This window comes from Nitrospirae bacterium CG2_30_53_67 (assembly GCA_001873285.1).
Classification (GTDB): Bacteria; CG2-30-53-67; CG2-30-53-67; order CG2-30-53-67; family CG2-30-53-67; genus CG2-30-53-67.
Window position 1 is genome coordinate 1 of the sequence record MNYV01000164.1, and the last position, 14,534, is coordinate 14,534.

15 protein-coding genes are annotated in these 14,534 nt (G+C 53.8%); 5 read left to right on the plus strand and 10 right to left on the minus strand.

What is annotated here, in order from left to right:
- Window positions 1–220: 220 nt before the first annotated feature.
- The 7 genes from AUK29_10225 to AUK29_10255 form a co-directional block, all read right to left on the minus strand.
- The gene (locus AUK29_10225; GenBank protein ID OIP61414.1) at window positions 221–1,393 is read right to left on the minus strand and encodes a type IV pili twitching motility protein PilT; all 1,173 of its coding nucleotides are present in this window, start codon (window positions 1,391–1,393) and stop codon (window positions 221–223) included.
- A 79-nt stretch (window positions 1,394–1,472) separates the two neighbouring features.
- Entirely contained in the window at window positions 1,473–2,504 is a 1,032-nt protein-coding gene (locus tag AUK29_10230; protein ID OIP61415.1) for a recombinase RecA, read from the minus strand.
- A gap of 46 nt (window positions 2,505–2,550) precedes the next feature.
- Window positions 2,551–3,177, minus strand: coding sequence for a 2'-5' RNA ligase (locus AUK29_10235; protein ID OIP61416.1), 627 nt, complete (start codon window positions 3,175–3,177; stop codon window positions 2,551–2,553).
- Window positions 3,178–3,242: 65 nt separating this feature from the next.
- Complete coding sequence (locus AUK29_10240) at window positions 3,243–4,490, minus strand: hypothetical protein (GenBank protein ID OIP61417.1); 1,248 nt, start codon at window positions 4,488–4,490, stop codon at window positions 3,243–3,245.
- A 2-nt stretch (window positions 4,491–4,492) separates the two neighbouring features.
- Complete coding sequence (locus AUK29_10245) at window positions 4,493–4,942, minus strand: phosphatidylglycerophosphatase A (protein ID OIP61418.1); 450 nt, start codon at window positions 4,940–4,942, stop codon at window positions 4,493–4,495.
- A 67-nt stretch (window positions 4,943–5,009) separates the two neighbouring features.
- A complete protein-coding gene (locus AUK29_10250) occupies window positions 5,010–6,437 on the minus strand; it encodes a hypothetical protein (protein OIP61419.1) in 1,428 nt (475 codons plus the stop codon).
- Window positions 6,438–6,446: 9 nt separating this feature from the next.
- Window positions 6,447–6,776 carry a carboxymuconolactone decarboxylase gene (locus AUK29_10255; protein ID OIP61420.1) on the minus strand — a complete coding sequence of 110 codons (330 nt, stop codon included), beginning with the start codon at window positions 6,774–6,776 and terminating at the stop codon, window positions 6,447–6,449.
- Window positions 6,777–7,160: 384 nt separating this feature from the next.
- On the opposite strand from AUK29_10255, the gene AUK29_10260 reads away from it, so the two are divergent.
- The 4 genes from AUK29_10260 to AUK29_10275 all read left to right on the plus strand — a co-directional run bounded on the left by AUK29_10260 (window position 7,161) and on the right by AUK29_10275 (window position 10,169).
- Complete coding sequence (locus AUK29_10260; protein ID OIP61421.1) at window positions 7,161–8,477, plus strand: hypothetical protein; 1,317 nt, start codon at window positions 7,161–7,163, stop codon at window positions 8,475–8,477.
- Window positions 8,478–8,557: 80 nt separating this feature from the next.
- Window positions 8,558–9,271 (plus strand): hypothetical protein, encoded by a 714-nt coding sequence (locus AUK29_10265; GenBank protein OIP61422.1) that lies wholly within the window; start codon window positions 8,558–8,560, stop codon window positions 9,269–9,271.
- A gap of 62 nt (window positions 9,272–9,333) precedes the next feature.
- Window positions 9,334–9,753 carry a hypothetical protein gene (locus tag AUK29_10270; GenBank protein ID OIP61423.1) on the plus strand — a complete coding sequence of 140 codons (420 nt, stop codon included), beginning with the start codon at window positions 9,334–9,336 and terminating at the stop codon, window positions 9,751–9,753.
- Window positions 9,753–10,169, plus strand: coding sequence for a hypothetical protein (locus AUK29_10275; protein ID OIP61424.1), 417 nt, complete (start codon window positions 9,753–9,755; stop codon window positions 10,167–10,169). The genes AUK29_10270 and AUK29_10275 overlap by 1 nt, the downstream gene beginning before the upstream one ends.
- Window positions 10,170–10,308: 139 nt before the next feature.
- On the opposite strand, the gene AUK29_10280 is transcribed toward AUK29_10275, so the two are convergent.
- Window positions 10,309–11,763, minus strand: coding sequence for an ATP-binding protein (locus AUK29_10280; GenBank protein ID OIP61425.1), 1,455 nt, complete (start codon window positions 11,761–11,763; stop codon window positions 10,309–10,311).
- 1,644 nt (window positions 11,764–13,407) lie between these two features.
- Here AUK29_10280 and AUK29_10285 point away from each other — a divergent pair.
- Window positions 13,408–13,755 (plus strand): hypothetical protein, encoded by a 348-nt coding sequence (locus tag AUK29_10285; GenBank protein ID OIP61426.1) that lies wholly within the window; start codon window positions 13,408–13,410, stop codon window positions 13,753–13,755.
- A 14-nt stretch (window positions 13,756–13,769) separates the two neighbouring features.
- Here AUK29_10285 and AUK29_10290 read toward each other — a convergent pair whose 3' ends face one another.
- Together AUK29_10290 and AUK29_10295 are read right to left on the minus strand one after the other, a co-directional pair.
- Entirely contained in the window at window positions 13,770–14,237 is a 468-nt protein-coding gene (locus AUK29_10290) for a hypothetical protein (GenBank protein OIP61427.1), read from the minus strand.
- On the minus strand, window positions 14,234–14,428 hold the full coding sequence (locus AUK29_10295) for a hypothetical protein (protein OIP61428.1): 195 nt from the start codon (window positions 14,426–14,428) through the stop codon (window positions 14,234–14,236). The genes AUK29_10290 and AUK29_10295 overlap by 4 nt, the downstream gene beginning before the upstream one ends.
- Window positions 14,429–14,534: the final 106 nt, after the last annotated feature.

Consider the following 14,534-nt stretch of genomic DNA (forward strand, 5'->3'; position numbering starts at 1 on the left):
CCGTAGGGCGGCCTCCTCGGCGTTCCGCTCCTTGCGACGTACCGCAGGGGGTACGCCTCAGTCGCGCGCGGGGATGAGGCCGCCCTACGGCACTCTCGGTACGTTACCATATTTACGAACAGGACCACTTAGTCTCACAAGAAAAAGGAGGGGGAATAGGGAAGAGTGGATGAAAGATGATTGATCACCACATACCGCAACTTGCAGCGGGCAGTTTGCATTATGTAAAGAATCGGTCGATCTTGAACTCTTCTTCCTGGTTGGAGGCCGTTCCGCCTTTCCCGCTCGCCTTTTCCTGCTCCTCCCAGGAGAGGTCGCTTGTGGACTGGATCCCTCTCGCCTTGAGGGCGAAATCCTCCGGGTTGGAACTCCGCTTGAGCGCCTCGTCGTAGGAGATCAGGCCCCGATGGTAGATCTCCATCAGAGACTGGTCGAAGGTCTGCATTCCGTACTGACTCCTGCCGGCGGCAATGGCATCGTGAATCAGGCGGGTCTTGTCTTTGTCCACGATATATTCCCTGATCAGGTCGGTAGCCAGCATGACCTCTACGGCCGGGATCCGGCCCTTGCCGTCCGCGCGGACCACCAGCCGTTGCGAGATGATCCCCTTGATGACTGCGGAGAGTTGGATCCGGATCTGTTTTTGCTGGTGCGGAGGGAAAACAGCGATGATCCGGTTCACGGTTTCCATAGCATCCACCGTATGCAGGGTGCTCATCACGAAGTGTCCGGTCTCGGCGGCCATCAGGGCTGTTGAGATGGTATCATAATCCCTCATTTCTCCCACCAGGATCACATCCGGGTCCTGGCGAAGCGCCGATCTTAAGGCGCCGTCAAAGGCCTTGACGTCCGTGCCGATCTCCCGCTGGTTGATGATGCTCTTCTTGTCTTTATGAAGGAATTCGATGGGGTCCTCTATGGTGATGACATTGGAGGTCCGGTTGTTATTGATATGATCAATCATGGCCGCAAGCGTTGTGGTCTTACCGCTGCCGGTGGTCCCGGTCACCAGGACAAGACCCCGCTGCATCAGGGAAAGTTTCTCAAGAACCGGCGGGAGATTCAGGTCCGCGATCTGTTGTATCCGGTGCGGGATCACGCGGAGAACAATGGCGACCGTACTCCTCTGCTGGAAGATATTGACACGGAAACGGCCCAGGCCGGGCACTGAATAGGCCACATCGGTTTCGTTGTTGGTCTTGAATTTCTGTTTCTGGTAGTTGTTCATGATCGAGAAGGCGATCCCGATCGTGTCCTCGGAAATCAGCCGCTTATGTTCGATCATGGGGATCAGTTCCCCGTCGATCCTCAGAACAGGCGGACTCCCGACCTTGAAGTGGACATCCGATGCCTTGCGTTCAATAGCGGTTTTTAACAGCCCATTTAAGTCCATAGGATCAGCCTTCCAAGTGGATTTCACGATCCATTCATCATATTCAGGATAACACGGAAGGTTTTAAACTGTCAATAAATCAGGCCTTGACCGAATCTCCCTTGGGGGGCCGCACCATGCCCAGCTTCTCCTTGATTTCCTTTTCGACTTTAGCCAGGATATCGGCGTTTTCCTTGAGGAAGGCCCTGGCATTCTCCCTCCCCTGGCCGATCCTGGTCTCGTTGTAGGAGTACCAGGCCCCGCTCTTCTGAATGATCCCATGCTCGGCAGCGAGATCAATGAGATCGCCTTCCCTCCCGATCCCCTCATTGAAGAGGATATCAAACTCCGCCTGACGGAACGGCGGGGCCACCTTGTTCTTCACCACCTTGACCCTGACCCGGTTCCCCTGAACCTGTTCGCCGTCCTTGATCTGCCCGATCTTCCGGATATCAAGCCGGATCGAGGCGTAGAATTTCAGGGCATTGCCGCCGGTCGTGGTCTCCGGGTTTCCGAACATGACCCCGATCTTCATGCGGATCTGGTTAATAAAGATCAGCGTGGTCCCGGACCGGGACACGACCCCCGTGAGCTTGCGCAGGGCCTGGGACATGAGCCTGGCCTGGAGCCCCATATGGGCATCGCCCATTTCCCCTTCGATCTCCGCCCTGGGGACCAGGGCCGCCACCGAGTCGATGACGATGACATCCACGGCGCCGCTTCTGACCAAGACCTCGGTGATCTCCAGGGCCTGTTCCCCGGTATCGGGCTGCGAGATCAGAAGATCGTCGCTATTGACCCCCAGCTTCCTCGCATAGGTGACATCCAGGGCATGCTCGGCATCAATAAAGGCGGCGATTCCTCCCCCCTTTTGAGCCTCTGCAATCGCGTGCAGGGAAAGGGTCGTCTTGCCGGACGATTCCGGACCGAAGATCTCGATGATCCGCCCCCTCGGATACCCCCATGTCCCGAGGGCATGGTCGAGCGAGAGGGACCCGGATGGAATCGCAGGGACATCTATCACCGCGGCCCCGGAGCCCAGCCGCATGATAGACCCTTTGCCGAACTGCTTCTCAATCTGGATCACCGCAAGGTCAAGCGCCTTCTTTTTATTATTATTGTTGTCCGCCATGCTGAAACTCCTTTCAGAATAGTTCGTGTGGTTATGAGTCACCTTATCATGTTTCAAAGCCCTTTTCACCTCCCAAAGGAGCGGAGAATCTTTCGATGTAGACCGCCCCATCCGGGCGAAGCCGGCTTTCGAAAAGATGAACGGCCTCCGCGGTCATGGAACCGATCTCCGACTCTTTATGCTTCGCAATCTGGGCCGCAAACCGCCTGCGGTCCCGGATCTCCTTGATCCGCCCGATGGTGATATGGGCGCTGAAAGGCCGTCTCTCAGGGACAAAGCCGATCCTTGCAAGGCGAGCCTCCAAGTCACGGGCGATCTGCTTCAAAGGTTCCGCCCCATCCTTGATCCCCACCCAGAGCGTTCGGGGCTGCTTCTCATTCGGGAAGACGCCGGTCCCGGAGATCCCTGCATGGAACCGGGGAACTTCGGCACAAACACCTTTGATCTCCTCCCCGATCTCCGAAATGCTTTCCTCCCCGATCTCTCCCAGAAATTTCAGCGTGATGTGCATACCCTGCGGCCTGACCCAGGTGACCCGGTCGCCCCGGCTTTGAAAGGCCTGCTGGAGCCTCACCAATCCCTGTTTCAGCTCTTCAGGGATCTCCACGGCAATGAAGGCCCGGATGGTTTCCGATCCCATCCCATCTTCCTTTTCCTGGCCGGCATGAACCAACAGCCCTCTGCCTTTGTATCGGGCACGTTTAAATGGTTCAAACAGTTCAAACAATTTAAACGGTTTTATATGTCCAGAAGATACCGCCGGACCCGGTCCAAGGCCATCTGCGCGCTCTGAAGACGGATCATTTGGCGGTCGCCCTGAAAATGATACTCCGTGACCTCGTCCCCTCGAGAGGTGGAAAGGCCGACAAAGACCGTCCCTACGGGCTTGTCGCGGCTTCCTCCGCCGGGGCCGGCAATCCCGGTGACGGCCAGCCCGATCATCGTCCCTGCCCGGTCCCGGATCCCTGCAGCCATGGCGCGTGCCGCCTCCCGGCTCACAGCCCCATGGGTCTTAAAGACCTCCTCCTCGACCCCCAAGAGGTCTCTCTTGGCCGTATTGCTGTAGCTCACCACCCCCCGGTCCAGGACCGAAGAGATCCCCGGGACCTCCACCAGCATGGAGGCAATCATACCTCCGGTGCACGATTCCGCAACCGCGATGCTTAATGAACGGTCGATCAAAAGCCTCCCCACGATCCCGTGCAGGGTCTCTTCCCCATCGCAAAGGAATTCGGGCCCCAGATCCGAAAGGACCTTCCCCCGAAGCCGGACCGCCTCCCTCTCAAGCATCTTGGGATCTCTCCCCTCCAGGAAGAGGGCCGCTTTCGACAAACATCCCTCTGAATAAAAGGTCAGCCTTGCCCCGCCCGCGCTCCTTGCCAAAAACGACCGGATCTTCTCCGGCAACCGGCTGATAAAACGGAATGTCCATGTCTTCGAGTAAACCGGGTGCATGAACCGCTTGCCGATCCAGGAGCGAAAGGCCCGCTCCCACATCTGTTCCACCTCTCGGATCTCGTCCGGAAGAACCAGAAGAGTTTTGCCGTGAACCGTCATAAAGATCCCCGGCCGGACCCCATCCTGAGGAGGAATCCAATGGGCATCCTTGGGCAGAAGCGCCCTGGCCTCGATGTCCCTTGGGAGGGCGATCCCTTTGGCCCTGTAGTAGCCTTTGAGATCCTCGAACAGGCTGGGAATCAGAACCAGGCCCTTGCCGCTCATCTGGGCCAAGGCCTTGCGCAGGGTCTTCTCACCCCCCTCGGAAGAGGCATTGAGGATCAGAATCAGATCGAATAGCGCCAGGGAATTGGCCAGGGCGCGTTCAACGACCAGATCCTCGCGCACAAGGCGCCGCATGGAAAGAACCTGAATGCCGGACCGCATCAGCATATCACGCGCCAAGTCCTGAATCGTCCGATCCCGGCCTCCGGGGCCCCCGGCAAGGATTTCCCATTCGGAAATCAGGGTTACGATCTCGGCAATCATAGTCACATCACCCGCCGGAGCAGATGGATCGTCAGGTTGGCGTACACCCCGGCCAGGACGTCATCCAGCATCACTCCCCATCCCCCCGGAACGCGTTGATCAATCCTTCGAATGGGAAAGGGCTTGAATATATCGAATGCCCGGAACACAAAGAAGCCGATGACGATGGTCTGCCAGGTCATGGGGAGTGCGAACATGGTGATCAGGAACCCGGCGATCTCATCAATCACAATGACACCGCTGTCTTTTTCTCCGAGGATCGCTTCGGCCCGGGAGGACAACCAGACGCCGAAAAACACGATGGCTGAGGTCAGAATGCCGTATAGTTTTAGAGGAAATTGATTGAGCAGAATAAATATTGCAATCCCGACCAGTGTCCCGGCGGTCCCGGAAGCAAGTGGGGCATAGCCGCTTAAAAACCCGGATGCAAAAAAGAGGATGATTCTATCCAAGCCTGCCCCCAAAAACGAGATGATCTTAACACCCGAAAATAAAGAGTGTCAAGAGGTTTTCCGAAGATTAATATCCGTCTTTTCTGAGGCTCTGCAAAAATGAAAGGGCCTCTTCCCGGGACCGGATGACCCGGTCGATCTGCAGCATCCGGACCTGGTCTATGACCTTGCCCACGGCCGGACCTGGCGGAAGAGAAAGGATTTCCATGATTTCCCTGCCGCTCACGAGTTTCTCGGGCCGGAGGAGTCTTTCTCCTCCCTCCGTATAAGTATTCAGCAGGGCCTCTCCTATGGATATGGTCTTTTGCTCCATTTCACGGAACCCCTTGCCCCGTGCCGCCCGCCGATCCGACAAGGAGAGGAGCACATGCAAGGGGAGATCGGAACCGAGCTTATGGATGATCCTTCGGAGGGCCTTATCGGTTGCGCCCGAGTGAATCAGACCGAGTCCCAGGACGTGGAACCGGATCAGCCGCGAAACCCGATCCGCACGGCCTCCGGAAAAGCAAAGGCGTTTCATGACCTCCATAGCCATCCCGGCGCCGATCTTCTCGTGACCATAAAAATGGGGGACCCCCTGGGAGTTTAGGGTGAGGCTTTGGGCCTTCCCGATGTCATGGAGGAGGGCGGCATAAAAAAGGACCATCCGATCCTCCGGATTCAGCTTAAAGCAAAACTGAAAGGGGTTATCCTTCGGCCCTCCGGCCGTCAGATCCAAAAGGCTCTCTGTCTCTCGCACCGTATTCAGGGTATGCTCGAAGGCATCAAGGTGGTGGTAAGGACCCTGGTCCAGGCCGAAAAGGGGGAGGAACTCAGGGAGGACAACCCGCAGCAACCCGAGATCCTGCATCAGACGGAGACCCTTCGAGGCTCGGCCCGACGCCATGATCCGGTCCATCTCCTCCCGGACCCTTTCGTGAGCGGACTCGAAGATCCGCTCCGGGCGCATCCGGATCTCTGATGCGGTCGAAAGTGAAAGCCGAAAACCTTTAAGCACGGTCGTAAGCCGCGCCGCCCTCAGCATCCGGATCGGGTCTGCATTGAAAACAGAGGGAGAGACCATGCGCACGATCCGGTTCGAGAGGTCCCTGCCTCCACCAAGCAGATCGAGAAACTTCAGATCCCTAAAGGAGAAGGCCATGGTGTTGATGGTAAAATCCCGGCGGCTGAGTTCCTGTTCAAGCCCCTCCGGAACTTGGGGGGCCATATCCACGGTATAATCCCGGCCGACGATCCGGCAGTTCGGCGGGTCCCCGTGCCCCATGACAAAAAAGGAGGCTCCCCATTTCCCGGAGAGCCTCTCTGCAAACATCCTGACGTCCCCCTGGAGAACAAAATCATAATCCCTGGATGCCGTTCCGATGAGCCTGTCCCGGATCCATCCTCCGACCAGAAAGATAGGAAACGCAAACGCCTCCGCGGCCCTTACCGCGTCACGGATGATAGGGTCCTCATCGATAAATCCGACGAGATCTGAGATCTCTTGTTCTCGCATGGACAGGACTTATTTTTTCTTTTTTCTTTTTGCCGGCAAGACCTCCTGGATCCACTCCAGGGCCGCAATGGTCGAAGGGAATCCGACCGTGGTCATGCCGAGAAGGACCGCATGGCGAACCTCCTCAGGGGACGCGCCGATCTGCAGGGCCCGGCGCGCATGGGACTTGACGGCGCCCTCGGAACAAAGGCCCACGGCCACCCCCAGCTTGACCAGACGGCGGGTCTTCTCATCCAGCGGGCCATGTTCATGGCATGCCTTGGCAAATCCCGAATAGGCCTTGCTCACTTCGGGGAAATCCTTGACGAATCGTTTGTAGGGCGCGGGAAGATGGGGCATGGCAGGCTCCTTTGAAAAAAAGTTAAAAACAGTATGTATCACAGATACGGCCATTGTCAAGCTCTACACAGCCGGCGGGTCTGCGACTAAAATGCCTGTCCTCCGACTGGACAATCCACCCTTCGACAGGCTCAGGGTGACAATTGTCATGGTAAGCTTGTCGAACCATGGATTCCCCGATCGAGCCTGCCCTCGACTGTGATCGGGGGTCGGGGAATGACGCTCTGAGAGGAATTGAGGTCAGACACCGTTTTAATAGGTGTCTGACACCAATTCCAGACACCAATTCCACAGAATGAATCATTGACCTTAAAAAATGATTTGAAAACGCCGCTCTTTCATGTAAAATAATTTTTTTACTTATTGATAACCAAGGAATTGAACATGGCCGTCATCGAACCGTTCAGCGGGATCCGCTACAACCCGGCGAAGGTGGGCGATCTCAACCGGGTCGTGGCCCCTCCGTATGATATTATTTCGGAAAGGCTGCAGGAAGATCTCTATCGGAGCCACCCCAACAATGTAATCAGGCTGGAGCTCAACCGGGAGAAACCCCAGGACAGCGAAAAGGAAAACCGTTATACGCGGTCCGCAGCGTATTTCAAGGATTGGTTTGATCAGGGGATATTGATCCGGGAAGATCGGCCGGTTATCTACAGCTACTTCATGGATTACAGGACATCCGAAGGGGAAGCAAAAACCCTCAAGGGATTTCTCTGCCGGCTGCGTCTGGAAACATTCGACACCGGCGTGGTCCTCCCGCATGAAAATACCCTTTCGGGCCCCAAGGCGGACCGGCTCCGTCTCATGGAGGCGTGCCATATCAATTTTTCCCCGATTTTTTCACTATACTCCAATCCGGCGAGAGTCATCCCGCCGATCCTCGATGAAACGTCAAAATCCGAACCCCTGATCCACGTAACCGACCCGGACGGTGTGCGCCATCGGGTCTGGGCCATTCCGGACCCGGATGCAATTCAGAAAATCCGGAAGGTCCTATCCGACCGGCCCATTTTCATTGCCGACGGGCATCACCGGTATGAGACCGCCCTGACCTACAGGAACGCCATGAGAGAGAAGACCGGGAGCCATGACGGCTGCCAGGGGTTTGACTATGTGATGACCTACATCGCCAACATGGAAGAACCGGGACTGACCATTTATCCCACCCATCGTCTGATCGATCACCTGGAGGGCTTTGAGCTCAACCGCTACATCGAGAAGGCCGGGGCCTATTTCGAGATTCAAACCTTCCCGTTTCAGCGCAAGAAAGATTTTTTTCAGGCGCTTTTGACCCTCGGCGGCAAGAGGCCCGCCTTCGGCCTCTACACCATCGAGAGCGATGATCTTTTCCTCCTCTGCCTCAAAAACCATGAGAAGATCCGCCCCCTGTTCCGGCCGGATCTTTCTGCTGCATTGCGGGAACTGGACGTTTCGATCCTTCATACGGTCCTTCTCAATCATTTCCTGGGGATTGGAGAGGAGGCGTTGGAAGCCCAGTCCCACGTCCGGTACGTGAAAGACCGTGAGGATGCCATCCATTCGATCAACGACCGAGACGCTCAGATGACCTTCCTGATGAACCCAACCCGTGTGGACCAGCTCCGGGAGGTCTCCCTCCAGAGGGAGAAGATGCCGCAGAAGTCCACCTACTTCTATCCCAAACTCCTAACCGGCCTGGTGATGAACAGCCTGGAATAAGCGGCCGAAAGCATAAACCGGCACTTTTATCTTGAAAAGATATGGGCTGTAATGGTATAAGAGATCTGTGGTAAGGGAGAATGACTGATCAGGAGGAGGAAGAGATGTTCAACCCGGCTGAGGAATTGAAAAGACCGATGGCGGATACAGGATGGACCGTCAAGGCGCTGATCGGCGCCGCTTTCTGCCTCTCTTTTTTCTGGCACATGCACGCGGTCTTGAAAGTGATCCTCTTTCCGCTCACCTTTTTCTCCATGGGGTACGTCTACCGGATCTTCGTCAATCACTTCAGAGGAAATGAGATCGAGAAACTCCCTGAATGGAAGGACTGGAAGGAGCTCTTTTTAAAAGGGCTGGTCATTTCCTTGATTGCTCTCGGATACTTAATCATTCCTATTTTCAGCTACCAGGTATCCAAAGACATCTTTGAAGGAGGTTTTTTTGCCAAGACCTTGGTGGGGCCCGTATTCATAGCCGTCACGGCGCTTCTCTTTGTCGCAGCCATCTTCCTGCTCCCCATGGGGGCCGCCCAGTACACCAAAGATGAAAAGTTCTCATCGGCCTTTGCGGTCAAGGAAAGCTGGGACAAGATCATGAACATCGGCGACGAGTATTTCAAGATCACTCTCCTTGGCATCGGCGTTATGATCCTGCTCTACGTGATCGGGTTCATCTCCTACCTCGGCCCGATCCTCAACGCCCTGATCGGTTTTTACGCCGGGCTGGTCTTCGCCTCACTCTTCGGGCAGGTCTGCAGAGAGGCGTATGGAGAGCAAGAGACCGCTGCGTTATAGCCGTAAATCAAATAGAGACCAAATTCAAATGGCCGGATACGGATTCCAATCATGAGATCAAGATGAAAGAGAAAATTCAAAAAATCTTCTCGGCAGAACTTGTTCATAAAAAGCTGACGGAAGCATTCCATGTTAAATTTGTCGTGCTCTTCGGCAGTATGGCATCCGGCGCCATCAAGCAGGATAGTGATGTTGACTTGGGAATTTTTTTCGAAAAAAAGCTGGCCAAAAAGCAAGAGAAAGAATTTGTAAAATACCTCAAAAATCTGCTCCAGGTTGATCGGCTCGATGCCGTCTGCCTCAATGACGCCTCCTGTTCCCTGCGATACGAATTAACCCAAAACGGCATCCTTCTCTATGAACATCATGAAGACGACTATCTCTCCTTCTGTATCCGGACTTTTAAACAATTCGAAGAAATGAATTTCTTAAACCGGCATTATTATGAAATGAAGATCCAGGAATTAAAAGAGGTCGGCTGATGCTTAACCGCGGCCTGATTCTGAAAAAGCTGGACTCTCTCCGGGGATATCTCAAAGAACTCGAAACATTCAAAGATCTCTCCTTCGAAGAATACCGAGGCAAGATCTCAAACCGGCGGTCTGTGGAACGTCTTATTCAACTGCTCGTAGAATGCGCATCCGATATCAATGCACACATCCTGGCAAAGAAAGAAAAAATCGCTGTGGAGGATTACCGATCCTCTTTTTTGCTCATGAGTGAAAAGGGCCTGCTGAATAAAGATCTTTCCGAAGGACTTTCAAAAGCAGCCGGAATGAGGAACATCCTTGTACATGAATATGAAAGAATTGACGACCAGATTGTCTTTGATACGATCCTCCTCTCACTCTCTGCATTCAACAAATATATGAAAGAGATTCTTGACCTCCTGAAATAATTTATCATGCCCGATAAACTTGTCCCCGCATGCATTCAGCGGGGAGCGGACATCCGGTAATACTATGAAAGACCTGGATTCCCGCCTACGCGGGAATGACGGCATGAGAACAGAAAAACACTTTTTCAACAGCCCCTATTCATCCGCTGATAAAGGCGTCCTTGAGGAGCCGGCTCTGTCTCTCGAAGGCCTGCCTGGGATCGGCCGGATCCTTCATCAAGGCGATCTCCTGTGTGATGAGCCGCGCAATATGCATGGTGTGGGTCTTGAGGCTATGGGCCTCTCTCCGGTAGAGGGGATGGTCCCGGTTGATATAGATGATGGTCCCTTCGGTAAAGCACTCGGGCCCGTCCGGCCCGAATTGATCCAGACAGCACGTGACACCCACATGATTCATCCTGACCTTCTGCACGACCGCGTCGGGCGTCAGTCTCTTCACGGACGGGATCACAGGCCTTGGCTTTTTCTCTTTCCGTTCCCTCTTTTTCGGCGTCTCTGTTTCTCCTTTCCCGTCCTCTCGCCCTTTCCTCACGGCCCCGGCCTCGCCGAGCGGGCCCGTATCCGACCCCTCGGGCAGGACCCCAAACGGAGAGAATTCCGGATTCCGGGTCAGGGCCTGTTGAATCCGGTCCAGGGCTTCACGAAGCGCCCGCTTGACCCGCTGATTCTCCTTACGCCCTGAAAGAGAGTTCAGAACCTTACGGATATCCGATACCACCTTCTCCATGACTGCATAAAACTCCCGGTACTCCTCGGAATCCACACGGAACCCGGACCGATCGCTCGTCACCGGAAGGAAATCCGCATGGACCTCACCCCGCACACGCGCAATCTCCTTGCCCCAGGATTCCATGCCGAAGAGCTCCCTCCTCACGGTCACGTTTCTGACCTTGCACTCAATGCCGAAATCCCGGTCATGGCTCTGGGAGACCGGCAGGATCACCACCTCGCCGTGAATCACACCAAACCGAGTCCCTTCAAGGAACGGAATCCTGTGCCCCGAGTATTTCCGCGGCGTCACACGATTGCCGTTGAGAAAAACCTCGAAATCCGGCGCCTGGATAGGCACGGATTCAATGATGGTCTTCTCCACCTCCGTCAGATCGAAGGTCCTGGAGAGGTTTTCAAGAACCACGGTGGTCCCGTCGTCGCGAGCCGGGACCGGGCTCAGGATCTCCAAAGGAAGATCCCAGTGGTCCGCATTCCGTTCCCACTCCTCCTTGTCGAAAATCACCCGCGCGGCAAAATCCCCTCTTTTTGTCTCCACCACAAACCGGGAACAGGCCGACAGGCTCGCGAACTTGCCGATGCCGAATTGGCCGATTCTCTCCCTCTGAAATTTCTCAGAACGGCTGCGAATTCTCTTTTCTCTGGACCCGATATTAAAATACTGTCTCAGACCCTCAAGATCCATGCCCGTTCCGTCGTCCCGGACCGTGATATTCTTCTCCCCGATCTCCACATGGACCTGGGCTGCATCCGCATCGTAGGCATTATTGATCAGTTCCCGGATCAGCTCGATGCTCCGCGCATAAAGCTGTTCCCCGATGGTGATGAGATGGCTTTTGTCTACCGTAATGGCAATATGATCCATGCCGGCCGCCCCGTTTCCCCGAAAAGACTCGATCCCATACTGGGATTAAATAAATATATCAAAATCCAACTCTCTTCGATAACAAAAAATAGCAAGAAACGCCGATCGAACTTAATCTATGAAACTCTTAACGAGATTGATCAATTCCCGGTAGAGCGGTTCTGATTCCGTAACAAACCGCTTGATTTGCTTAAAACGGATATCCAAATACTCATTCCAAGAAGTCGGTGATTCTGATCAGCCTGTGTTTATCCGTATCTGTGAGCGAGAGTGACCGCTGTTTTATCTCCTAAAAATCACGTCGGCAGGAATAGCATTCCCTGCAATTTTAATTCTGACTATAGCAACCTGCCGGACTTCTGTCAAGATACGCGGAATTTCAGGGACGTTCGGTCCGTGAAATTGTGAAATTCTCGGTACAGATAGAATATTTAAATTTAACTGTTCACTTAAGGATAATCGGTCACGAATTTTGTCATTCCCGCAACGATTCTGAGCGGGAATCTGGTTTAAACTGCCTGAAAAACCATATCCCCGATAGGGGCATTCGGGGATGACTTCATCTTAGCTGAACGGTATTGGGGCTTGATCGGACAATCCAGAGAGTCTTCCTGGATCCCCCGATCGAGTCGGGGGATGACACCCGGAGCCGGGGATGACGGCGCCTTGTCATTGCCCGGCTTGCCCTCGGTTTACCGGTGCCTTGTCATTGTCCGACTTGCCCTCGGTTTACCGATGCCTTGTCATTGTCCGACTTGATCGGACAATCCAGAGACTCTTGCCTGGATCCCCCGATCGAGTCGGGGGATGACACCCGGAGCCGGGGATGACGGTGCCTTGTCATTGCCCGGCTTGCCCTCGGTTTACCGGGGCTTGACCGGGCAATCCAGTTTCTTTGTCTTGAATCCACCGGAGAAAAGGAATAAGAGCACACAGGCAATCTTCTGGGATAACGGACGACCCTTGAAATGAGGAATTTCTCGGCCTTTTTCTCCTTGCTTTCTCAGTCGAAGTCATTATCAGCTACGATGAATGGAAGGAAATCGAGCAGATGCTCAAATCAGGCCGCCAAGGCATGACGAGGGAAAAGCTGAAAGCCTACGCCGGCGCCGTGCATCTTGAGGAAGAACCTATAGAATACCAAAGGCGGGTGCGGAATGAGTGGAAATAAATTCCTCCTTGACACGAACATTCTTCTCTATGTCATAGGGAAGAAAATAGATATCCTTATCAATTGAAACTTCCTAATGCCATCATCTTGGCAACGGCTTCTCACCTCGACGCAACCTTAATCACGAATGACATTGGACTTCAGCACGTCAAGGGAGTCAGCGTGCAGTCAATCCCGGTGTAGCTTCAGGACTCATTTTACCTCCGGCAAAGCCGGAGGCTTGATGTTTGCATGACCCTCAAAGGGTCCTAATCGCAAACGGTTAAAAACACCCTCCCCTTCATCCCCTCCTCTATGAGCCGTTGGCCCCGAGCCATAGGCCATCAAGGGAGGGGAAACTCACTGGCAGAGCCGGGGGGTTACCTAAATGCAATTAGAAACTATTAGGGTCATGGCCCCAAGATAATGACCCCTTTGTCTCATATCCTAATCCGAAAAAGGTCTATGTAATCGATACGGGACTTCTGGGAGCCATGTCCTTCCAAATGACCGAGGATCGGGGGGCACGCCTGGAGAATCTCGTCTATATGCATCTTCGCAGGGAGGGCTTTGCGCCGGAATACTATATCACCAAGAAGGGGAATGAAGTTGATTTTGTTCTGAGGCCGGAATCACGAGGAGAACGTCAGTTGATACAGGTCTGCTGGAATCTAAAAGACCCGAAAACAAAACAGCGGGAAGTGGATGGACTGCGCTCTGCCATGGATGAATTGCAATTGAAACGGGGAACCATCGTCACCTGGCTGGATGAGGAGGCATTCGATGAGTCCATTGATATCATTCCTGCCTGGAAGTGGTTCTTGTCAAATCCATCAAGATAAAATCCGTCAATCAATCACGCGCTCTTAGCACGGACAATCAAATCAACTTCACAATCGAGAACATTTAGCAGAGTAAGCATTTGGTCAATGGACTTGCGATAATTAGTCTGATCAAGCAGCCGGTAAAACTGCGTTGCCGAGGTTCCTAAACGACGTATAATCTCGCGTTTACTTAAAGAACTTTTTTTTACACGATTCTGAGCCTCAAGAGTGAGCTTATAGAGGAGAGTATCTCTCATATAAGCAGGATCTTGGTTATACTCAAGAACCTGCTCCACATGAACAGTCCCTTCTCGTCCGGACTCAAGCATATATGTAAACCCTTCTCGTCCCAGTTCAGCATCAACAAGAGCCCGCACCACCTTGTCTTCCGATGTCGGCGCGGCATCAAGCCTGGCATATGGAAACCAAAAACCATTGGACTTAATTTTCACCAGAAAACCTTTTCTCCGATTGTTGAAGCTCACAGAGCTAATCTTCATATCAACCCCTCAGACAGCAATTCACGGATCAGTTCGATCACCTTGCGAGACGGTTTACCTTTCATCGGCATCTCGTTTTCCAGGTCCCATTTGACGACGAGCTTTCCGTCTTTGTAGACATGCACATGCCGAGGCCCATGGTCACCTGCCCAAGTGAAAAAGACGAACCCGCCTCGTCGCACCTTTCCCATAAAATATGTTACCCTTGGAGGTATCGCTTGTCAAGTAAAAATGGGTCTCCGACAAAAATGCCTGTCCTCCGATCCCCCGATCGAGTCGGGGGATGACACCCGGAGC

Excerpts from the sequence above, each read along its gene's own strand:
- AUK29_10225 (OIP61414.1), bottom strand. The coding sequence starts at position 1,393 with ATGGACTTAAATGGGCTGTTAAAAACCGCTATTGAACGCAAGGCATCG.
- AUK29_10230 (OIP61415.1), bottom strand. The coding sequence starts at position 2,504 with ATGGCGGACAACAATAATAATAAAAAGAAGGCGCTTGACCTTGCGGTG.
- AUK29_10240 (OIP61417.1), bottom strand. The coding sequence starts at position 4,490 with ATGATTGCCGAGATCGTAACCCTGATTTCCGAATGGGAAATCCTTGCC.
- AUK29_10250 (OIP61419.1), bottom strand. The coding sequence starts at position 6,437 with ATGCGAGAACAAGAGATCTCAGATCTCGTCGGATTTATCGATGAGGAC.
- AUK29_10255 (OIP61420.1), bottom strand. The coding sequence starts at position 6,776 with ATGCCCCATCTTCCCGCGCCCTACAAACGATTCGTCAAGGATTTCCCC.
- AUK29_10260 (OIP61421.1), top strand. The coding sequence starts at position 7,161 with ATGGCCGTCATCGAACCGTTCAGCGGGATCCGCTACAACCCGGCGAAG.
- AUK29_10265 (OIP61422.1), top strand. The coding sequence starts at position 8,558 with ATGACTGATCAGGAGGAGGAAGAGATGTTCAACCCGGCTGAGGAATTG.
- AUK29_10270 (OIP61423.1), top strand. The coding sequence starts at position 9,334 with ATGAAAGAGAAAATTCAAAAAATCTTCTCGGCAGAACTTGTTCATAAA.
- AUK29_10275 (OIP61424.1), top strand. The coding sequence starts at position 9,753 with ATGCTTAACCGCGGCCTGATTCTGAAAAAGCTGGACTCTCTCCGGGGA.
- AUK29_10280 (OIP61425.1), bottom strand. The coding sequence starts at position 11,763 with ATGGATCATATTGCCATTACGGTAGACAAAAGCCATCTCATCACCATC.
- AUK29_10285 (OIP61426.1), top strand. The coding sequence starts at position 13,408 with ATGTCCTTCCAAATGACCGAGGATCGGGGGGCACGCCTGGAGAATCTC.
- AUK29_10290 (OIP61427.1), bottom strand. The coding sequence starts at position 14,237 with ATGAAGATTAGCTCTGTGAGCTTCAACAATCGGAGAAAAGGTTTTCTG.
- AUK29_10295 (OIP61428.1), bottom strand. The coding sequence starts at position 14,428 with ATGGGAAAGGTGCGACGAGGCGGGTTCGTCTTTTTCACTTGGGCAGGT.